The sequence below is a fragment of the Chryseobacterium oleae genome (assembly GCF_900115055.1).
Taxonomy (GTDB): Bacteria; Bacteroidota; Bacteroidia; order Flavobacteriales; family Weeksellaceae; genus Chryseobacterium; species Chryseobacterium oleae.
Map to the genome: position 1 here is coordinate 783,828 of NZ_FOVD01000002.1, position 20,340 is coordinate 804,167.

Sequence of the window (20,340 nt, forward strand, 5' to 3'; positions counted from 1 at the left end):
AAGAAATTGAGATTTTGGAGGTATTTCTTAATCTTTTAATCCCTCAATTTTTTAATTTTAAATTATATATTTGTAAATTAGACTAGATAATAAATAAAGTATGAGAATATTAATCATAGGTGAAGGCGGTAGAGAATCTGCTTTAGCAGCAAAGCTTCAGAATGACCCAAGAATTTCTAAAATGTTTTTTGCTAACGGTAATGCTACCACCGATGTAATAGGAAAAAATGTTCATTTATCAGAGATTAAAGAACTGAGAGATTTCGCGATTAAGGAGAAGGTAGATCTTACCATCGTAGGTCCTGAGGCTCCTCTTGTAGCGGGGTTGAAGGATGAATTCAAAAAGCATGATCTTAAAGTTTTCGGTCCGAACCAAAAAGTAGCAAGTCTGGAAGGAAGTAAAGCTTTCTCTAAGAAATTTATGCAGACCTATGATATCAAAACAGCGAAGGCTGTCGTATTTGATTCATACAATGATGCTAAAGAATATGTTCAGACACAGCAGTATCCTTTAGTGGTTAAGGCTAGTGGATTGGCAGGTGGAAAAGGAGTTGTGATTTGTGACAACCTTGAAGAGGCTGAAGCTACGATCCACGACTTCATGATCAGAAGAATTTATGGAGATGCCGGAATCCGTCTGGTTATTGAAGAATATTTAGAAGGTTTTGAAGCTTCAATCATTGCATTCTCGAACGGTGAAAAGATTTTCCCATGTATCGCTGCAAAAGATTACAAAAAAGCCGGAAACGGTGACACAGGACCCAATACCGGTGGTATGGGATCTGTAGCGCCAAGCCCTGATTTTACGCAGGAGCACTACGCTGATTTTGAAAAAAATATCTTGGAAACTACCATTAACGGTCTTAAAGGAGAAGGATTCAGCTTTAAAGGAATCATTTTCTTTGGATTAATGGTGACTAAAAACGGAACTTACCTTCTTGAGTACAACATGAGATTCGGAGATCCGGAAACTCAGGTGTTAATGGCACTTATGGAAAACAATCTTCTTGATGTGATCCAGGATTGTATGGATGGAAAAGATATCGAGCTTAAGTTTAAAGACGAAAAAGCAGTATGTCTTGTAATGTGTTCTGGAGGTTACCCAAGAAACATTGAAACAGGATATGAAATTGTAGGAGAAGACAAACTGAAACATTCTAAACTTCTTTATGCAGGTGCCGTAAGAAAAGGCGACAAAGTGGTTTCCAACGGCGGACGAGTTCTGAACGTGGTGGCTACCGGAGCTACTTACGAGGATGCCCGCAAAAAAGTATACGAAGATGCAGCCCACATTCATTTCGATTACGGATTCTACAGAGAAGACATCGGAAAGTTTTAAAATAAATCACGAAAAAAGATTTGGAACGCTTCCAAGTCTTTTTTTGTAACACAGTCAATATTAGATACCAGATGCAAGATCTCAGATGCCAGACGTCCATGTCTGAAATCTGATGTCTGACATCTGATATCCTTTCAAACAAATCAATCAGTTATACAATGAACAACGGTATTATCATATTAGATTTCGGATCACAGTACAACCAGCTTATCGGAAGAAGAATCCGTGAGATGGGGGTATATTCTGAAATCCTTCCTTTCAATACACCTTTACAGGATATTTTAGCAAAACAGCCAAAAGGAATCATCCTTTCCGGTGGACCAAGTTCTGTGAATGCAGAAAATGCTCACCTGGTAGAAAAAGAGCTGTATGAGCAAGGGATTCCTGTGCTGGGAATTTGTTATGGAATGCAGCTTACCGCTCATCTTTTAGGCGGAAAAGTAAACAAAGGGGAAAAAGGAGAGTACGGAAAAGCGCACCTGGATATCATCAAAGAAAATGCTTTGTTAAAAGGCGTTACTCAGAATTCTATCGTATGGATGAGTCACTTTGACGAAGTAGGAGAACTGCCTGCAGGTTTTGAATTAAACGCAAAATCAGGAGTTATTGCTTCTATTTCCAATGAAGACAGAAAAATCTATTGCGTGCAGTTCCACCCGGAAGTTTCTCATACAGAAGAAGGTGGAAAGATGCTTGAAAACTTTGTTTTTGCCATCTGTGATGCTGAGAAAAACTGGAAACTGACGAACTATATCGAAAAAACAGTTGAAGAAATCCGTGAAAAAGTAGGAGACAGCAGAGTGATTCTGGGTCTTTCAGGAGGAGTTGACTCTTCTGTAGCGGCGGTTTTAATTCACAAAGCGATCGGTGATCAGCTGACATGTATCTTCGTGGATACAGGTTTATTGAGAAAAGAAGAAGGCCAGAAAGTAATGGACAACTATGGAGAGCATTTCCATATGAACATTAAAATGGTTGATGCTAAAGAAAGATTCCTTTCAAAACTGGCCGGAGTAGACGATCCGGAACAAAAAAGAAAGATCATCGGAAACGAATTTATTCACGTTTTTGATGAAGAATCCCATAAAATTGAAGGCGCTAAATTCTTAGCTCAGGGAACCATTTATCCGGACGTTATCGAGAGCCAGTCTGTAAACGGACCCTCTGCAGTGATCAAGTCTCACCACAATGTAGGAGGACTTCCTGAAGATATGGAATTCGAATTGTTAGAGCCGCTAAGAGAGCTTTTCAAGGATGAAGTAAGAAAAGTAGGTGAGGAATTAGGTATTCCGCATCATTTGGTGCACAGACACCCTTTCCCGGGTCCTGGATTAGGGATCAGAGTATTGGGCGCTGTAGATGCTGAAAAAGTGAAAATTCTTCAGGAAGCTGATGATATTTTCATTGAAGAATTATACAAAAATGACCTTTACGAAAAAGTATCTCAGGCTTTCGTAGTGCTTCTTCCTGTAAAATCAGTAGGAGTAATGGGAGATGAGAGAACTTATGAATACACGGCTGTAGTTCGTTCTGCCAACACCATCGACTTTATGACGGCAACGTGGAGCAGACTTCCATACGAGTTTTTGGATACCGTATCCAGCAGAATCATCAACGAAGTAAGAGGAATCAACAGAGTAGCTTACGATATTTCAAGCAAGCCGCCTGCAACGATTGAGTGGGAATAATCTCACTTTACTTCTTTAAAATAAAAAAATCCTGTTTATATCTTTATAAGCAGGATTTTTTGTTAGTGTTAAATGATATTCCTATTTGTTGTGTCTATTATCAGCGATGTCACACTGAGCGTAGTCGAAGTGTGTTTGAGTATGCGCTGTTTAATATTGTAAGGTGTTTATGATCAGTAGATAAAGAAAAAATAAATTAAAAACTATTTATCTTCAGAATTATTATACATTTAAGACTCAAACTCATATTCCGGAAAATGAAAATAAAACTTCTGCTTATAATGATCGGCCTTAGCTGGGCTTTAACGGGCTGTACAGCTTCCAATAAAAACATTTCGTCTGCTGACACCTATCCCTGGTTTCCTTTTTCATGGTATGCTGCGAAAATTTCAGGAAAGAATTTTGATAAAGTAGCCATGCTCGTTCCGGTGAAAGTGAATGATTTAAATGCTGATTTTACTCTACAATTCGACCTTGGAAGCGATGCAACTCTGGTGTACGGAAATACAATAGACAGCTATTACAAAGAAAGTGAAATCAAGAACTTCCTCATAGAAAGTTCGAAATCTACAGATAACGGAGGGAAAAATGTATACAAGACAAAAGGATTGATCTATCATTTAGGAAAACTGTCAAAAGATAATCTGTTCTATAAAGAAGGTTACGGGGATAAAATCGCCAAAGATTCATTGTTTACGAAGAAACCAAAACATATCGGAACTTTAGGCGCTGATGTTTTTAATAATAAAATCCTGATCATCGATTATCCTAACAAAAGAATGTGTGTCCTTGATTCTTTGGACAATCATTGGAAGAAAGTGACCACGTTTGTAGATGTCAAATCCAATAATGGCAGACTCCATATTCCACTGACTATTGCAGGGAAAACCCATTGGTTTTTATTCGATACCGGAGCCAGCTTATTTCCGATCAATACCAATAAAGAACTCTGGACTTCACTGGTAGATCAAACCGCTAAAACAGATACGATTATAGCCAATTCTTGGGGTGAGAAAGTGAAATTTTATGGAAGACCGATCAAAGAAAAAGTATATCTGGGAAAAAGAAAACTGGAAAATGATTATGCCTGGTATAATGACAACAAAAGACTTCAGGAATTCAATACCACCGAGAATGTAGACGGTCTCACCGGAAATGCATTTTTTGTCAATAATATTATTGTCCTTGATTTTAAAAATAAGAAGTTTGGGGTAGTGAACTAAAATAGAACTTATTAATACTACATAATTTCCTTTTCATTAGGTTACATTATAAAAGTAAAAATCATCAGCAGAAAAATTGTCTAAATCCCTCATGTAATCAAAATAAGTATTATAAATCTCCGGATCTACTGATAAGCACTGGTCATCTAACGTACTGACCATAATATACTGTATATCATAGCTACTTAAGATGGATTTTATTTGTTGAGAATATGTGTTTTCTAAAAAGATGATCGGGTAATTTAAATGAACATATCCTATAATCTTTTCTTCTGAACTTAAAACGCCGAATTTTTCTGCATTTATTTCAATATCAACATGATAATTCAAAGACAAAGCATCTACTACTGATTCGAAATCAGAGTGCTTCCAATTTGTATTTGAGTTGATTGCTTCCTGTATGTTTTGAGTAATATCCACTGTTAAATTAATTTAAATGATTGTGAACTGCTTTCCTTTAAGGATTTAAGTTAAATTTTTTCACTAAATTTAAGTAAAATTACGTCAAATGCAAATAGAAACAAGAGCCCTGAGTCTTCAGGATTATGATGAACTGGTAATAACAATGAAACGCGCTTACCCGCAGATGTCCGAATCTATTTGGTCTAAAAAAAGCATAGAAAAACTCACCAGGATATTTCCTAAAGGCCAGATCTGCATCACGGTAGACGGAAAACTGGCCGCTGTGGCACTCTCCATTATTGTGAATTATGACGAATTCGGAGACGACCACACCTATGTGGATATTACCGGAAATTATACATTCAATACCCATCTTTCCACGGGAAATGTTCTTTATGGAATCGAGGTTTTTGTAGATCCTGAGTTTCGTGAGCTGCGTCTGGGAAGAAGACTGTATGATGCAAGAAAAGAATTGTGCGAACTGCTTAATCTAAAATCGATTATTCTGGGCGGAAGAATCCCGAACTACCATAAATACAGCGATGAACTTTCCCCGAGAGAATACATCAGAAGAGTAAGAGACAAGGAAATCTATGATCCTGTGTTGTCTTTCCAGCTTTCCAATAACTTCCTGCCTATAAAGATCCTGAAAAAATACCTTCCGGAAGATGAATCATCGCTGGAAAATGCCGTTTTGCTGCAGTGGAACAATATTTATTACAGCAAAAAACCCAATACCATGCAGGACAGTATCATCCGTTTAGGACTGGTACAGTGGCAGATGAGGCATTTTAAAAACATCGATGCTTTTTATGAGCAGGTAGAGTTTTTTGTCAATGTGATGGGGGATTATAAATCGGACTTTGTTCTTTTCCCTGAGCTTTTCAATACGCCGCTGCTGGCGCCTTTCAACAAGCTTTCAGAAAGAGATAGTATGATCGAATTGGCTAAATTAAGTGAAGACATCAAGAATAAAATTTCCGAATTGGCCATCAGCTACAATGTCAATATTATTTCCGGAAGTATGCCTGTTTTCGATCCTGATAATAATGATTTGTACAATGTAAGTTATCTGTTGCACCGTGACGGCCGTATTGATGAATACCGAAAGATCCACATCACGCCGAATGAAAGAAAATATTACGGAATGAAAGGCGGAAACGAGATCAGAGTGTTCGATACAGATTGCGGAAAAATAGGTCTTGTGATCTGTTACGACGTGGAATTTCCAGAACTGCCAAGGATTTTGGCCGATCAGGGAATGAAAATCCTCTTTGTACCTTACCTTACCGATACACAGAATGCTTACATCAGAGTACGTCATTGTGCCGCTGCGAGAGCTATCGAAAATGAATGCTACGTCGCTATTGCCGGCTGTGTAGGAAACCTTCCGGGTGTGAATAATATGGACATCCAGTTTGGGCAGGCTGCCGTGTTTACGCCTTCAGATTTTGCTTTTCCATCCAATGCGGTGAAAGGAGAGGCTACTCCGAATACGGAAATGACCCTTATCGTAGACGTAGACCTTAATCTGCTGAAAGATCTTCATCATAACGGCTCCGTTCAGGTGATGAATGACCGTAGAAAAGATCTCTATGAAACCTATCTTAAGTAATCTGAGTTTGGGATAAGAATAAAGAATAAAGAATAAAGAATAAAGAATAAAGAATAAAGAGCAAAGAAAATTAGATCTCAGGGAAGAAAATTTAGATAGATAGCTTCCAGTATATTCAATAGGGTGGGCTTCATCCCAGCCTGAAAAATAGCGTATTGGAAATGTTATTTGTCTTTGTGAAAGCTTAAAGCTTTGATGTACTGGCCAGGTATTTCTGGATAGCTTCCAGTATATTCAATAGGGGCGGGCTTTAGCCCGCTTACAAGATATATGCGTTGCAAAAGGCTTTAGCCAAAACTTAGACACTAAGTAGTAAGAATAGTAGATTAAAATAAAAAAATATCCTGTCACATGGCAGGATATTTTAGTTTCAACATTTTACACCTTAAAATGCAGCGAAGAAATCCAGATCTGTTCCCGGTCTCTGTTGTTCTCAAAGTTCCTGAGCATAAGCTTCCGGTCATATTTTATTTTTCCATTGAAATACAGTTTTCCATTGATAAAGACCTTTATTTTTTTATCAGGATTAATCATTTCCGGAGAAAGATTGAGTGAAAAAGATTGAATACAGGATGTTTCGATCTTAAAAACCTGATCGGCATAAATAGCTTTTATCTTCCCTGACTTTCTTGGGAAATCAAAGGCATTTTTATTGACATTTTCCGTGATCAGACTGTCATTCTTATCGTATTGCAGCCATTTTGTGATTTTAAAATTCAAAGCTTTGTGCCACCGGGCTTTGGGTTGGAGCGTATCAAGTTTCATATCAGAAATCCAATCGATATTTCCATAGTTGTTATCATCATATTCCCAGGTTATTTCTTTAGGAAACGGATTCCTTCTGCGGCTTTTTAAATCATTGAAAACAGTCTGAACCGCCGGCTCCGATTCGTCAAACTGAGGAAACCAATGCGGAAAACCATTATAACGCTGTTCCTTATAATCAGCTTTGATGTCTTTCATCAGTTGGGTGAAAGCATCATTGGCATTCGGAGGATAATAATAATCCTGATCGGTAGAAAAATTAATAAAAGAACGGTTTTTTATATTTTCAATAAACGTTCCGCCCGTGAAGACTTTAGGAAAAGTATTAAATCCATAGAACCCAGCAAATGAGCCGGGCTGTTTCATAAGATATGAAAACGAACCTGTGGCTCCGTTGGAATGCCCGGAAATAAAGACTTTATTGTCATCTACATTGATGGTCTTTTTGATCTGTTTCAGCATTTCCGGAATCATAAAAAATCCATCATCGGGAGTCATCCAGTTGTATTTTTTACCACCTTTCGGAAAAACCAGAATGACATGATTCAGATCTGCGTATTTCGTGTAAAACCTGTTCCATCCACCAAGATTTTCTGCGGGCATCTGATAATCGCTAAGGACATTGTTGCGTACGGCGCCATGAAGAAAAAAGAGAACCGGATATTTATTGCCAGGATCATAATCTTTAGGAAGATGAACGAGATAGGAAGTGTTAGTGGAATCATTTACTTTAAATAAAACGGAATAATTCTGTTGCTTTTTCGGTAAATAAGGAGAAGAATTCTTTATTTGAGAATAGAGCTTAACTGCATTTTCATGTTCGTCAAAAGATAGAGCCTTTGTCCTGAAAAATTCATCCTGAATTTCCTTTAGGTCTTTATAGAAAAACTCTTTCTCTCTAACTGCACTTTGCACAAGGGTTTTCCATCTGGGATCATCAAGTAAATTTTTATATTCACTTTTGGAAGATTCACCGATTACATAATCCCAGCCGGGATAGCCGTCTTCATCAGCTTTCATTTTTGAAAGAGGGATAAGATATTTAAAAGCTTTATCTGTATTTTTTAATTCTGAGGCCAGAACCGAAGCTTTATAAAGTCCTGTTCCGTCAATGCTGTCTGGATAGATTTTGAAAGCACTTTCGTACAGATCCAATGCTTTTTGATAACCCGCTTCATCTTTGGCCTTCCACATCGTTTCCAATGCTTTTTGCGTCAAAGTTGAATAATTTTCCTGCCCGTTGACAAGAAGACAAACCAGAAATAAACTCAATGTTATATAATATCTCATACCATCTAAAATTCGATGAGACAAAGCTATTCATCAAAGACGGTTAAAAATTGTAAAAATGGAACATTTCGTATTATGGCTGCAAACACCAGAAGGTATCCTGATTTCCAAGGATTGTACCCTTATCGAAAAAGCTTTTGGGTGAATTCTCTGTGAAATTTTTATAGGCTTTGTTAAAATGAGACTGGTCGTTGTAATTGAATTCATGGGCCAGTTCCGTGAAATTTCTGTCTGGATTTTCAAAGAGTTTTTCGTTGACGGTTTTTCTGAAAAGAACAATTTCATGGAATTTTTTTACCGAAACCCCTAAATGAGCCTGAAAATTTCTGTTCAGATGCTGCCTGCTTATGCCCAAAGTATCGGAAAGTTTTGCAACCGTAAAATTGTCACACTGGCTGAAAATATATTGAATGGATTGCTCAAGGATAGTATTTTCAAACCTTTTAAATCGCTTTTCCAAGTAACTATCCAGCAGATTGGTGAAGGCTTCCGGATCTTCTGTTGAAAAAAGTATATTCAGTTCTTGTTGGCTGAAAAACTCAAAATTTGTGATATAATCGGCAAAATTCAACTTTCTGTAAAACTGTTGGATTCCCAGAGGATGAAATACAACAACAATTCTATGCACTTTCCCCGATTGTATGATATGGAGTATTTTTTCTCTGATGGGCGTAAAGATCTGCAATGCAGTGGCAGCTTCATGGAAAGCAACGTGTCCTTTTTCTTTCTGGATATGGGATTTATAAAGAGAAATCGTATTGTTGAAATGAGGGAAACATTGGAATTCACTGGTCTCATTATCCGGTTTTATATCCAGATAATAATAATCAACATAGGGCTTGATCAATGAACTTTTAGGTTTGAAAGTTTCAAATGTATTATTCATTGTCTATGATTTGTGTTTTTTCTCATTTCAGGTTCAATGTAAACAATCTAATGATTTTTATCCTGCAAAAATAAAAAAGAGCAGATGTTTTTCTGCTCTTTACTGAATATTTCTTCAAATTTTTATGCCAGCTGAGGACATACCACAGCCGGGCAGATCAGTCTTGGGCATCTTGGTCTTCCGTCATCCGGGCAGCATTTGTTGGAGCAGTTACCAATAACGATACCGCTACCTGAAATTCCTTTTAATTGTTCTCTTGAAAGTTTGCTGTTACGTAAATTTTTCATTTTGTAAAATTTTATGGGTTAGTTGGTACTTTGTTAAGGATAAAGATAAAAAAATCCTTTTACATAATTGTGTGAGTGAATTTTTTTCATTTTTATTTATTTTATTTTCTGGGCTTTACGAAAAAAAATCAAAGAAGAATGCTATTTTTTTTTCAGGATATTCATGAAATTACTATCTTCACTGATCAATTTAAATATAATATAATGACAGGAACAGTAAAATGGTTTAACGAAACAAAAGGTTTTGGTTTTATTACACCAGACGGAGGCGGAAACGATATTTTTTGCCATCATTCAGCCATTCAGTCTTCAGGCCTTAGAACTTTGAAAGAAGGACAGGCAGTAGAATTTGATATTAAAGAAGGTAAAAAAGGACCTGAAGCAGACAATGTTAAAGTAGTAGGATAATAACTTATTAAGATATTGTTTAAAATAAAGCTGCCATTTCAGGCGGCTTTTTTTGTGGATTTTGGGTTGTAAAAAAGGATCAGGCTCATTTTTTAGCCTTAAAATCCTATAATTAAAATCTGCTGAGAAAACTCACCCATAACGTGACGATTTAACCCAAAATAGGATGCAGTCCTATCAGATTCCCAAGTCACTCGGTTCTATACTCCATTAATCTTTTCTCTCGCAGATTACACAGATAGAGCAGATTAAAAAAAGTTTTAAAAGCTTATTATTTAAAGCCAGATCAAAATACAATTCTATATCTGCTTCATTCTAAGATTTACCGTTCAAATAAAAATTAAAATAGCAATAGGAACAATTTTTGGAGTAATTTGCACCAACTATTGAGAAACATATGTTTGACAAGCAGCAAAGAAAACTGAAAAGATCAGCCAGACTTATTTCCGTACTGAGCAAATACGGATTTAAAGATATGCTGGCGAGAATGAATACAGGAAATAAACAGGAACCCATCTCTGCAGATCCGGACGAGGTGATTTCTAAAGGAACAGTATACGAAAGAATCAGGCTGGTACTGGAAGAGCTTGGACCTACATTTGTAAAATTGGGGCAGACATTCAGTAACCGGGAAGATCTTCTTCCGCCGGAACTGATCCAGGAGCTGCAGAAACTTCAGGACAAAGTGGATACCGTAGATATGGATGTTGAAGAAATTCTGGAAAATGAATTCAATATATCCATCAAAGATCATTTTCAGGAGATCCAGAAAGAACCTTTGGCCACGGCATCTATCGCACAGGTATACAAAGCTGTTTTGATGGATGGTAGTCCTGTTATCCTCAAACTTAAAAAATCTGATGTACAGACCGTTATTGAAGATGATTTACTTCTTATCAAAGACCTGGAAAAACTGGTGTCTGCTTATTCCGAAATAGGAGAAAAACTGAATCTGAAACAGGCGATTTCCACTTTTGAGAAGTCCTTATTAGAGGAAGTTTCCCTGATCAACGAAAAGGAAAATATCCTGCACTTTGCCCGAAATTTTAAGAATAATAAAGAAACCTATGTTCCAAAGATCTATGAAGAATATTCCAACAACAATATTCTCTGTATGGAATTAATTGACGGAATTAAGGTTACTGATAAGGCTGAACTTTTAGCCAATAATATTGATCCCGTAAAGGTTTCCGAAGTAGGATTGAGGCTGTTTGTCTCACAAATCCTTGATTATGGATTTTTTCATGCCGATCCGCATGCCGGAAATATTCTGGTCAAAAAGAACGGGAAAATTGTTTTCATCGATTTTGGTGCGGTAGGAAAAATTCAGCCGAATGATAAGGAAATCCTTGAAAACCTGATCGTAAGCTTTGTCGCTAAAAATCCGCATAAAATTGTACGTCATCTTAAAAAAATGGCAGTCAGCTATGAAATTCCTGACGAAAGACGGTTCGAGAATGATGTAGAAGATATTCTGAACTTTGTCCACAGCTCCTCGCTGCAGGATATCAACGTTCAGGTGATCATCAATAAAATGAAAGATATTCTCAAAGATAACAGGCTCTATATGCCGGACTATTTTTATCTTTTATTTAAAGGAATCAGTTTAATAGAAGGAGTAGGAAGAACAATCAATCCGGATCTTGATATTGTCAAAAGCCTTCATCCGTACACCAGAAAAATATTAACCAATAAGATCAAACCTAAGAATCTTTTAAAAACGGGAATGGACCGGATGCTGAATTTCACAGATAACGTAGATGAAATTCCTAAAGAACTCAGATCCGTTCTCCAAAAGCTGGATGATAATAAATTTACAGTATCCAGTGAAATTAAAAATATTGAGAAGACCAACCAACTGATCAAATCAAGCATCATCAATTTAATTTTGGCCATGGTCCTTGGGGCAAATATAATTGCTACGGCTATCGTTTTTGTGTCAGAATCCGGCCCGAGAATTGGAGAACTGTCTCTGGTTGCAGTTTTAGGCTTTGTGTTTTCTATTATATTGGTCGTGATACTTTTATTGAGAGTAGCCAGGAAATAGAGGATAGATGCTAGAAATTAGTGGTTAGAAATTTGTTTGAAGGACTTTATGATTTCGGGTTCCCAACTAGCAACTAGTAACCAGCAACTTTAAGGCTCTAAACTCGCACCCCGTAACAAAAAAACTATGAAAAAACTAATTTTAACCACCCTTACTTTCTGCAGCACATTGTTCATGGCTCAGGAATCCAGGGATAAAGGAATTCTCGGAGACTATGATGGCAATGGAACAAAAGAATATGCCTATACCAAAGTCAGTGACTGTACCGATGAATGCGATGGTACATGTGAAACCACCATTTATTTCAGCGATAAAAAAATAAAACCGTTTACGATTTCACCCGCCAATAATGGAGGCATATACAATCTTGGAGATCTTAATGAAGATGGAAAAGATGAGATTGGTTTCTATCCCGGCTGGTGTACAAGCTGCTGGCATGGCTTTCATGTCTATACACTAAGTAAAACCGGTTGGAAACCTTTGGTGCCCTCTATTTCCACTCACTGTTCACAATGGGAAGAAGAAAAATTTCCGATTAAAAAAGATCCTAAAAAGAAAGGATATGTGATCATTACTTCAAGCGAATGGGAAAATGATGATATCAGGATTAAAAGTAAAAGCGTGAAGGTGAATTGAGTTTCGGGATACGTTTGAGAGTCTGAGGGTTTGAGGGTTTGGGAGTCTGAGCGTCTGAGCGTAAATGAGGTTGGAAGAGGTTGTCGGTTGCTGGTTACTGGTTCGTCGTAATTAAGTTAATGAGTTATTGTCTGATGTCTGATGTCTGGAATCTTGTTTCTTAGCTCTTGACTAAAATCGAAAGACCATCATTCCAACCTTCGGCACAATCCCTAATCCCTACAACCTGCTACCTAATCCCTGCTACCTAAAATTCACCATGCACACAAGATTATCCTCTAAATTTAAATACCTATCTTTGCACCATGGAAAAACTCACTTTTGCGGATTTTGACCTGCCGGTTAAAATTCTTGATGTTTTAGCGGATCTGGAATTATTCGAGCCTACACCTATTCAGGAAAAGAGCATTGGGCCTATACTTTCCGGAAGAGATGTAATGGGGATCGCGCAAACCGGAACCGGGAAAACATTAGCTTATCTTCTGCCGGTTCTTAAAACATGGAAATACAACAAAACCGGGAATCCTACGGTTTTGATCCTTGTACCTACAAGAGAATTGGTGGTGCAGGTAGCTGAAATTGTTGAGAAACTTACAGAAAATATTACCGCAAGGGTAATCGGAATATATGGAGGGAAAAATATCAATACACAGAAACTGTTATTTAACGACGGATGTGATATTCTGGTAGGAACTCCGGGTAGGGTAATGGACCTTGCCATAGACAATGCTATATCATTAAGAGAAATTCAGAAGCTGATCATTGATGAGTTTGATGAGATGCTGAACTTAGGATTCAGACCGCAGCTTACCCATATTTTTGAAATGATGAAGCCGAAGAGACAGAATATTCTTTTCTCGGCTACCATGACGGAAGCTGTTGACGAAATGCTGGATCAATACTTTGCCAGTCCGATAGAAATTTCATTGGCAAAATCAGGTACGCCTCTTGAAAAAATTGAACAGACCGGTTATAAAGTAGAAAACTTTAATACTAAAATCAACCTTCTTGAACATTTATTGAAGACCAATGAAGATGAAATGTCTAAGGTGTTGATTTTTACCAATAATAAGAAAAATTCCGATCTTCTTTTTGCTAAAACTGATGAACTTTTCCCTGAGCAGTTTGATGTTATTCACTCAAACAAATCTCAGAACTACAGGCTTAAAGCCATGAAAAGATTTGAAAATGAAGAGATCAGAGGATTGATTACAACTGACGTAATGGCCAGAGGTCTGGATATTTCAGATATTACCCACGTAATCAACTTTGAAACCCCTGAAATTCCTGAACAGTATATTCACAGAATAGGTAGAACAGGTAGAGCAGACAAAGATGGTAAAGCAATTACATTCGTTACGAAAAAAGAAGAAGCTTATGTTCTTGACATTGAGTTGTTAATGGACAAAGATCTTAAGTTTACTGATTTCCCTGCAGAGGTGAAAATAAATCCTAAGAAGATCGCTTCTGAAGAGGATGTGATCATAATGAAAAATCCGGCACAGGTGAAACTGTATGAAGGTGGTGGAGCATTTCATGAGAAAAAGGATAAAAACAAAAAAGAAAACTGGGGCGGACCTTCAAAAAGAAAAGCACCCAAGAAATTTGGAGCTAACAGAGCTCAGCAGAAATCCATATCTGTATCAAAATCTAAGAAAAAGAAATAAAAATAAAAATAAAAAAAAATCCCGTCAGGGATTTTTTTGTTTAAATAAGGTATGTTATTGTTTGGTATAGACAGTAACTGATGTATCCTGAACGCCATCCATATCATAATCAGATTTACCGGTAATAATCTGCATCTCAGTATTGGTGATTGCATATAATGTCTCTGATCCCAATTGATTATTGCCATCCGTAGTAATATAAAAGGTAATGGTGTTACTGTTTGCACCATAACTGAAGGTTCCCGTTTCATGGACTGAAGGTGAGCTGCAGTACTGTCTGTATTCAAAATCACCGTTGGACCAGAACTGGTAAGTGGTACTCGCTTCACAGCCTGTTAAAGTATTCTGTAACAGGATCACACCGTTGCTACCCGAGATGATCATGTTTTTTGTTGCCTTCCATGTCCCTAGAACAGGAGAATCTGCCTGGCTATCATTTTGGCAGGAAGTCAAGACAAGGACTGAAAAACCTATTATAAACTTACATTTTTTCATAGTTCCTGTAGTTAATATTATACTTTATTTTTTCAGAACCGTATGAAATAATAACCATAATGAATGTCGTTGTCATTCTTTTCATATCAGTTTGTGATTGGTTGGGTACTACAAATTAATGAAAAAACCTGAATTCGGTTTAGAAAATACTTGAAAAAGACGAATAACTGATGTCCTCTTTAAAAACAAAAAAACTCCGGATCCGGAGTTTTTACTGATGTTATTTCATATAATGTTTCATGACCTTCGTCCAGACTTTATACCCTTCCGGAGTAAGGTGAAGCATATCTTCCACGAAAAGATCTCTTCTTACTTTTCCATTGGAATCCTCCATGGCTTTTGTAATATCGATGAACTCTGCATTGGGTTCTTTTTTCATGAAAGCTGCGATTTTTTTATTCGTTTCTTTCATCTGTGGCCATAGAATTTCGCGGCTCGGAGAAAACTTGATGGAAATGAAATCCACTTCAATATCCGGAAATCTTTGTCGGATTTTTTTGTAGAACGTTTTAAACCTATCGACCACTATCTGGGCTTTCAGGTCATGGTTGTCTGCGAAATCATTATCACCGCAATAGATGATGATCTGTTTAGGCTGATAAGGGTTTAAAAGGTCGTCCGCAAAATCATTCAGATCCGTCATTCTCGAACCTCCGAAACCTCTGTTGATAATGGTCTTGTCAGGAAAATAGCTGGCAACGTCTGTCCATTTGGTGAAAGATGAACTTCCTATCAGAAGGATGGCATCTTTTGGTGGTGTGTTTTCCTGATCTGCTTTTTTGAAATTCTGAATATCCTGCCAGAACATAGACTTTTTATCCTGAGAAAAGGATAAGGCAAAGTACAGCAATAGGAATGCTGAAAAAATCTTCTTCATTATAATCAATTTTAAAATATCTGATAAAAATAATAAAAAACTCCCGATTTTATCGGGAGTCTGTGCTTATCTTTTATAGGTAACGTAGATCAGATCGTCAGTACCGTCGTTATTGTAATCGTAAGCTCCGAACAGTTGGGCCAGTTTCAGATCCTGACTTGTAAGGATTTCAACTCTGTACCATCTTTCGGTATCATTGACATTTTTGATGCTTAACAGCTTAGACTCTTCAGTATAGGTGAACTTTCCTTCATTTTTTCCGCCTAGCTGGCAATCAAGACCGTTGGTGGAGTAGTATGTGTAGCTTGTATAATAATCACTTCTGAAATACAGAGTGTTTTTAGCTTCACAGTCGGAAGGCGTTTCAGTTAAAAGTACTGTTTTATTGTCTTTTCCGGAAATAGTCTGGATTTTGCTTACCTTCCAGTCTCCGCTCATCATCTCCAATTCATAAGCTTCGAGATTGTCATCTTTACAGGAAGTTAGGGCTAAAGCAGAAAAGGCAAATAAAAGTAGCTGTTTTTTCATTTTCACAAATTTTATAATATGCTAAAATATAAATAAATTTGAAATATCTATAATGAAATCCTGCTTTTTTAAACGAATGTTTATAAATAACAGGATTTTATATTATGAAGCTTGGAAAGTGATGGGTTTTTATAGGTAGAAGGTGGCAGATCTTAGGTTGCAGGCCGTAGGGATCAGGGGCTGTGCCGAAGGATGAAATGATGGTTTTTTGATTTTTAGTCAACAGCTCGCCAGATGCTAAACATCAAATAATAGATATCTAATATAAGACGATTATCCATCGGCTTAACGACTCAAAACTAGCAACCAGTAACCTCTTTCACCCCGAATCCCGTACCCCGAAACTCTAAGACGCTCTCACCCTCAAACTCACTCACCCCGAAACCCTAATAACTCATCTCTACAATCTTATAAGCATCCTGGGGCGTCAGTTTTTTGTACTCCCCAAGACCAGACCAGTTTCTTTCTGTAAAAGCTTTTTCCACTCTTTCGGCAGTTCCTTTATATTCTTCTGTGTATTCGGAAAGTTTGGTTTTGATATCAAGACTGTGGAAGAATTCCTCCATTTTTTTGATCCCCAGTTCGGCTTTTTCCTCCAGTGTTCCGTCTTTGATTCCCCAGACTCTTTCAGCATACTGAGCAAGCTTTCCTTTCTTCGATTCAAAATTATAACGGTAGTGGGAAGGGGCAATCACGGCTAAAGTCCTTGCGTGGTCAATTCCGAAATAAGCAGTCAACTCATGTCCCATAGCGTGTACCGCCCAGTCTGTGATCACACCTTTCTGAATCAGTCCGTTGAGGGCCATTGTACAGCACCACATAAAGTTTCCGGCTGCGTCATAATCAAAATCACCTTTCAGTACTTTAGGAGCGGTTTCCTGAAGACTGATCAGGATACTTTCAGCAATTCTTTCCTGAAGATCTGCGGAAGAAGGTGCGGTCATATACTGTTCCAAAACGTGCGTATAAGCATCCGTAATACCGTTTACGATCTGGTTTTTAGGAATCGTTCTGATCACTTCCGGATCTAGTACTGAAAACTGTGGGAAAAGGCCCGGTCCTCCTGAAGATAATTTTTCGTTGGTTTCTCTTCTTGAAATAACATAGCCTGAATTCATTTCTGAACCGGTTGCCGGCAAGGTAAGAATACTTCCGAACGGCATTCCTTCTCCTTCAAAAGTTCTCACTGAGTTTCTAAGGATATCCCAGGGCTCACCATCATAATTAGCCGCTGCCGAAAGGAATTTAGTTCCGTCGATGACAGATCCACCGCCGACAGCAAGAAGGTAGTTGATGTTTTTTTCTTTGATAAAACTTAAAGCGTTGATCAATACTTCATACTCCGGATTGGCAGGAACACCTCCGAATTCATACAGCTCATGATCCTTCAGAGCTTCTTTTACCTGATCGTAAACACCATTGGTTTTGATGCTTCCGCCTCCGTAGATCATTAATATTTTGGCATCTTTCGGAACTTCACGGGAGATCTTGGCGATTTCACCTTTTCCGAAAAGTATTTTGGTTGGATTTTTAAATTCGAAATTAAGCATTGTTCTAAATTTATTTGATTCAAATTTACGGAAAGCAATACGAAAACTGAGTTAATGAAATTTTAAATTGACTATCATGGAGTTTTATAATAACGATTGTGATGAGGGCTAGATTAGAGCCAAGAGTCAAGATGCTAGACATCAGATTTCAGACATCAGACTTTTAGGTTAAGGTTAAACTTGATATTGGAAAATGTCAAAGGTGAATTTTGCTTCGCAAGTGAATGGTGAATTTAAGATGTAAGAACCAAGGCATCAGACAATAACTCATTAACTTAATTACTCCAAACTAGCGACTAGCAAACTCTTCCAACCTCATTTACTCTCAGATGCTAAGACTCTCAAACCCTCCAACTCTCAAACACATATCCCGCAACTTCCAGTCTTTTAACTACTCTTTGACAGATAGGCCTTAGCATCCCGGATAAATTTCTCCTTGTCTTTTTTGATGTTTTCAACCAGTTTTTTCCTTTCCTCCGGAATACTCAGGTACTTTTCGCCCCAAAGATTGATCTCAACGATTAGCGGAATCAGGTCGATTCCTTTCTCTGTCAGGTGATAGAGAATTTTCAGTTTACTGTCCGGATGGTCTTTCTTGGCTATAATTTCTGCTTCCAGTAAATGCTGCAGCCGTGAAGCGAGAATATTGGTCGCGATCTTTTCATCTGCTTTAAGGAATTCTCCATACGTACATTCTTTCTTCAGCATCAGGTCGCGGATAATCAGCAGAGACCATTTATCACCCCATATTTCCAGGGAAGAACTGATAGGGCAGTCTGATCTTTTTTTACTCATAGGCATATATTTAAAATAATACTTGCAAAATGAAAGTATTTGTTTTAATTTTACTTTTATTTTGCAAGTAAATTTAAACATAAAAAATTGATAAATCAAATGGGAAATTTTGATGTTGCAGTGATCGGGTCCGGCCCCGGTGGATATGTTGCTGCCATAAGAAGTGCACAGCTTGGTTACAAAACCGTGATCATAGAAAAATATGATACCTTGGGAGGCACCTGTACCAATGTGGGATGTATTCCCACAAAAGCGCTGCTGGACAGTTCTCACCATTATTCGGAAGCTTCTCATCAGTTTGAAGAACATGGGATAAAGGTGAATGATTTGAAACTGGATTTCCCTCAGATGTACAAAAGAAAATCTGAAGTGGTGTCCAAAAATACAGCTGGCCTCGATTTCTTAATGAGTAAAAATAAAATTACCCGTTTAAAAGGAATCGCTGCTTTTGTCAATGATTCGGTTATCAATGTGACGAATGGACTTGAAGTTACTGAAATTACAGCTCAAAACTATATCATTGCCACAGGTTCGAAACCATCATCGATTCCCGGCGTAGCTATTGATAAACAAAGGATCATTACTTCTACAGAAGCTTTGTCATTAGAGGAACACCCAAAATCCATGGTGATCATCGGAGGTGGAGTGATAGGAGTCGAAATGGCATCCATATTCAGCCGTATAGGAACTCAGGTAACCATTCTTGAATATGCAGATCATCTGATTGCCGGAATGGATCATGAATTGGGAAAAAGCCTTCAAAGAATTTTGAAAAAAGAAGGAATTGGTATCCGTTTGGGGCAGTCTGTTTATAAAGCAGAGAATTCAGGTTCTTCAGCTAAAGTACTTTTTAAGGATAAAAATAATGAAGACCACGAACTGGAAGCAGAATATGTTTTGGTAGCCGTGGGAAGAAGTCCTTATACACAAGGATTAGGGTTGGAAAATACAGGATTACAGCTTGATGAGCGTGGATTTATAAAGGTTGATGAAAACAGACGGACTTCAGTTTCCCATATTTACGCCATCGGTGATGTGGTAGGTGGTGCGATGCTTGCTCATAAAGCTGAAGAAGAAGGAGTCCTCGTTGCAGAAACAATTAACGGGCAAAAACGTCACATTCATTACGACCGTATTCCATCAGTAGTTTATACATGGCCTGAAGTGGCTTCTGTCGGGTTTTCTGAGGAATATCTGAAGAAAAATAATATCACTTATAATGTCGGTAAATTTCCGTTTTCTGCCAGTGCCAGAGCAAGGGCCTCTATGGATACGGATGGTTTTGCTAAAGTTCTGGTAGATCCGAAATACGGGGAAGTACTGGGTGTACACATCATTGGAGCGAGGGCAGCAGATCTCATTGCACAGGCTGTCATAGCGCAGGAATTTGAGGTGACAGCTGAAGATATGTTCCGTATCTCCTATGCGCATCCTACCTACTCAGAAGCCTTGAAAGAAGCTTATCTGATGGCTTCAGGTCAGGGAGCAATTAATATTTAATGTAATTTGAGTTTGGGGAAAGAATAAAGAATAAAGAATAAAGACGCCATAAAAGCAAAGATGTCTGTACATTGGAAAGGATAAGGAAATTTAGATGATGAGATTTTTTTTTCTTGTAAGTTTTTGATTTTCAACCATGTCAAGGTTCAAAACCTTGACATTCTATGTTAATTGCCAACTTTTAAAAGTTAAAATATTTATATTTTATTAATAATTGTGTTGATATTGTATTCTATTCTTTAAAATTCCGAAAGCTTGTCTTAAAAGTTTATTGCATACAGCAATTAATGCTACTTTTTTACATTTCTTTTTTTCCAGAATTCTTTCATAAAGAGCTTTGCA

At 37.6% G+C, this 20,340-nt stretch carries 18 protein-coding genes; 9 read left to right on the top strand and 9 right to left on the bottom strand.

The genetic code is table 11. The features are described 5' to 3' along the window. The first annotated feature begins 100 nt into the window (after positions 1 to 100). The 3 genes from purD to BM143_RS10555 all read left to right on the top strand — a co-directional run bounded on the left by purD (position 101) and on the right by BM143_RS10555 (position 4,250). Entirely contained in the window at positions 101 to 1,339 is a 1,239-nt protein-coding gene (gene purD / locus BM143_RS10545) for a phosphoribosylamine--glycine ligase (protein WP_034726245.1), read from the top strand. Between the two features lie 158 nt (positions 1,340 to 1,497). Then, positions 1,498 to 3,027, top strand: a complete 1,530-nt coding sequence (gene guaA, locus BM143_RS10550; RefSeq protein WP_034726244.1) for a glutamine-hydrolyzing GMP synthase — start codon at positions 1,498 to 1,500, stop codon at positions 3,025 to 3,027. A gap of 257 nt (positions 3,028 to 3,284) precedes the next feature. After that, positions 3,285 to 4,250: a pepsin/retropepsin-like aspartic protease family protein gene (locus BM143_RS10555; RefSeq protein ID WP_090024422.1), complete on the top strand. Its 966-nt coding sequence runs from the start codon at positions 3,285 to 3,287 to the stop codon at positions 4,248 to 4,250. Positions 4,251 to 4,286: 36 nt separating this feature from the next. On the opposite strand, the gene BM143_RS10560 is transcribed toward BM143_RS10555, so the two are convergent. Beyond that, positions 4,287 to 4,670, bottom strand: a complete 384-nt coding sequence (locus tag BM143_RS10560; RefSeq protein ID WP_090024423.1) for a hypothetical protein — start codon at positions 4,668 to 4,670, stop codon at positions 4,287 to 4,289. An 88-nt stretch (positions 4,671 to 4,758) separates the two neighbouring features. Here BM143_RS10560 and BM143_RS10565 point away from each other — a divergent pair, with 88 nt between their 5' ends. Beyond that, complete coding sequence (locus BM143_RS10565) at positions 4,759 to 6,267, top strand: carbon-nitrogen hydrolase family protein (protein ID WP_034726240.1); 1,509 nt, start codon at positions 4,759 to 4,761, stop codon at positions 6,265 to 6,267. 378 nt (positions 6,268 to 6,645) lie between these two features. Here BM143_RS10565 and BM143_RS10570 read toward each other — a convergent pair whose 3' ends face one another. The 3 genes from BM143_RS10570 to BM143_RS23990 all read right to left on the bottom strand — a co-directional run bounded on the left by BM143_RS10570 (position 6,646) and on the right by BM143_RS23990 (position 9,495). Further along, complete coding sequence (locus tag BM143_RS10570; protein ID WP_090024424.1) at positions 6,646 to 8,322, bottom strand: alpha/beta hydrolase-fold protein; 1,677 nt, start codon at positions 8,320 to 8,322, stop codon at positions 6,646 to 6,648. A 73-nt stretch (positions 8,323 to 8,395) separates the two neighbouring features. Then, positions 8,396 to 9,208 carry a helix-turn-helix domain-containing protein gene (locus tag BM143_RS10575; RefSeq protein ID WP_090024425.1) on the bottom strand — a complete coding sequence of 271 codons (813 nt, stop codon included), beginning with the start codon at positions 9,206 to 9,208 and terminating at the stop codon, positions 8,396 to 8,398. Between the two features lie 122 nt (positions 9,209 to 9,330). Continuing rightward, complete coding sequence (locus BM143_RS23990; RefSeq protein WP_167375270.1) at positions 9,331 to 9,495, bottom strand: hypothetical protein; 165 nt, start codon at positions 9,493 to 9,495, stop codon at positions 9,331 to 9,333. 204 nt (positions 9,496 to 9,699) lie between these two features. On the opposite strand from BM143_RS23990, the gene BM143_RS10580 reads away from it, so the two are divergent. From BM143_RS10580 to BM143_RS10595, 4 genes are all read left to right on the top strand, one after another. Next, the gene (locus BM143_RS10580; RefSeq protein ID WP_131327873.1) at positions 9,700 to 9,903 is read left to right on the top strand and encodes a cold-shock protein; all 204 of its coding nucleotides are present in this window, start codon (positions 9,700 to 9,702) and stop codon (positions 9,901 to 9,903) included. Positions 9,904 to 10,300: 397 nt separating this feature from the next. Further along, positions 10,301 to 11,950, top strand: a complete 1,650-nt coding sequence (locus BM143_RS10585; protein ID WP_090024426.1) for an ABC1 kinase family protein — start codon at positions 10,301 to 10,303, stop codon at positions 11,948 to 11,950. A gap of 126 nt (positions 11,951 to 12,076) precedes the next feature. Further along, on the top strand, positions 12,077 to 12,586 hold the full coding sequence (locus BM143_RS10590) for a hypothetical protein (protein WP_090024427.1): 510 nt from the start codon (positions 12,077 to 12,079) through the stop codon (positions 12,584 to 12,586). A 305-nt stretch (positions 12,587 to 12,891) separates the two neighbouring features. Further along, entirely contained in the window at positions 12,892 to 14,253 is a 1,362-nt protein-coding gene (locus BM143_RS10595; protein ID WP_090024428.1) for a DEAD/DEAH box helicase, read from the top strand. 54 nt (positions 14,254 to 14,307) lie between these two features. Here the strand turns inward: BM143_RS10595 and BM143_RS10600 are convergent, their stop codons facing one another. From BM143_RS10600 to BM143_RS10620, 5 genes are all read right to left on the bottom strand, one after another. Next, on the bottom strand, positions 14,308 to 14,748 hold the full coding sequence (locus BM143_RS10600; protein WP_090024429.1) for a lipocalin family protein: 441 nt from the start codon (positions 14,746 to 14,748) through the stop codon (positions 14,308 to 14,310). 220 nt (positions 14,749 to 14,968) lie between these two features. Then, positions 14,969 to 15,625, bottom strand: coding sequence for a GDSL-type esterase/lipase family protein (locus BM143_RS10605; RefSeq protein WP_090024430.1), 657 nt, complete (start codon positions 15,623 to 15,625; stop codon positions 14,969 to 14,971). A gap of 66 nt (positions 15,626 to 15,691) precedes the next feature. Continuing rightward, a complete protein-coding gene (locus BM143_RS10610; RefSeq protein ID WP_090024431.1) occupies positions 15,692 to 16,153 on the bottom strand; it encodes a lipocalin family protein in 462 nt (153 codons plus the stop codon). A gap of 386 nt (positions 16,154 to 16,539) precedes the next feature. Further along, a complete protein-coding gene (locus tag BM143_RS10615; protein WP_090024432.1) occupies positions 16,540 to 17,703 on the bottom strand; it encodes an iron-containing alcohol dehydrogenase in 1,164 nt (387 codons plus the stop codon). 387 nt (positions 17,704 to 18,090) lie between these two features. Beyond that, positions 18,091 to 18,498, bottom strand: a complete 408-nt coding sequence (locus BM143_RS10620; protein ID WP_228407866.1) for a winged helix-turn-helix transcriptional regulator — start codon at positions 18,496 to 18,498, stop codon at positions 18,091 to 18,093. Between the two features lie 99 nt (positions 18,499 to 18,597). Between BM143_RS10620 and lpdA the strand changes: the two genes are divergently transcribed. After that, the gene (gene lpdA / locus BM143_RS10625) at positions 18,598 to 19,998 is read left to right on the top strand and encodes a dihydrolipoyl dehydrogenase (protein ID WP_090024434.1); all 1,401 of its coding nucleotides are present in this window, start codon (positions 18,598 to 18,600) and stop codon (positions 19,996 to 19,998) included. The last annotated feature ends 342 nt before the right edge of the window (positions 19,999 to 20,340 follow it).

Bases quoted from the DNA above. Each gene is read 5' to 3' on its own strand.
- purD (WP_034726245.1), top strand. From the start codon at position 101: ATGAGAATATTAATCATAGGTGAAGGCGGTAGAGAATCTGCTTTAGCA.
- guaA (WP_034726244.1), top strand. From the start codon at position 1,498: ATGAACAACGGTATTATCATATTAGATTTCGGATCACAGTACAACCAG.
- BM143_RS10555 (WP_090024422.1), top strand. From the start codon at position 3,285: ATGAAAATAAAACTTCTGCTTATAATGATCGGCCTTAGCTGGGCTTTA.
- BM143_RS10565 (WP_034726240.1), top strand. From the start codon at position 4,759: ATGCAAATAGAAACAAGAGCCCTGAGTCTTCAGGATTATGATGAACTG.
- BM143_RS10570 (WP_090024424.1), bottom strand. From the start codon at position 8,322: ATGAGATATTATATAACATTGAGTTTATTTCTGGTTTGTCTTCTTGTC.
- BM143_RS10575 (WP_090024425.1), bottom strand. From the start codon at position 9,208: ATGAATAATACATTTGAAACTTTCAAACCTAAAAGTTCATTGATCAAG.
- BM143_RS23990 (WP_167375270.1), bottom strand. From the start codon at position 9,495: ATGAAAAATTTACGTAACAGCAAACTTTCAAGAGAACAATTAAAAGGA.
- BM143_RS10580 (WP_131327873.1), top strand. From the start codon at position 9,700: ATGACAGGAACAGTAAAATGGTTTAACGAAACAAAAGGTTTTGGTTTT.
- BM143_RS10585 (WP_090024426.1), top strand. From the start codon at position 10,301: ATGTTTGACAAGCAGCAAAGAAAACTGAAAAGATCAGCCAGACTTATT.
- BM143_RS10590 (WP_090024427.1), top strand. From the start codon at position 12,077: ATGAAAAAACTAATTTTAACCACCCTTACTTTCTGCAGCACATTGTTC.
- BM143_RS10595 (WP_090024428.1), top strand. From the start codon at position 12,892: ATGGAAAAACTCACTTTTGCGGATTTTGACCTGCCGGTTAAAATTCTT.
- BM143_RS10600 (WP_090024429.1), bottom strand. From the start codon at position 14,748: ATGAAAAAATGTAAGTTTATAATAGGTTTTTCAGTCCTTGTCTTGACT.
- BM143_RS10605 (WP_090024430.1), bottom strand. From the start codon at position 15,625: ATGAAGAAGATTTTTTCAGCATTCCTATTGCTGTACTTTGCCTTATCC.
- BM143_RS10610 (WP_090024431.1), bottom strand. From the start codon at position 16,153: ATGAAAAAACAGCTACTTTTATTTGCCTTTTCTGCTTTAGCCCTAACT.
- BM143_RS10615 (WP_090024432.1), bottom strand. From the start codon at position 17,703: ATGCTTAATTTCGAATTTAAAAATCCAACCAAAATACTTTTCGGAAAA.
- BM143_RS10620 (WP_228407866.1), bottom strand. From the start codon at position 18,498: ATGAGTAAAAAAAGATCAGACTGCCCTATCAGTTCTTCCCTGGAAATA.
- lpdA (WP_090024434.1), top strand. From the start codon at position 18,598: ATGGGAAATTTTGATGTTGCAGTGATCGGGTCCGGCCCCGGTGGATAT.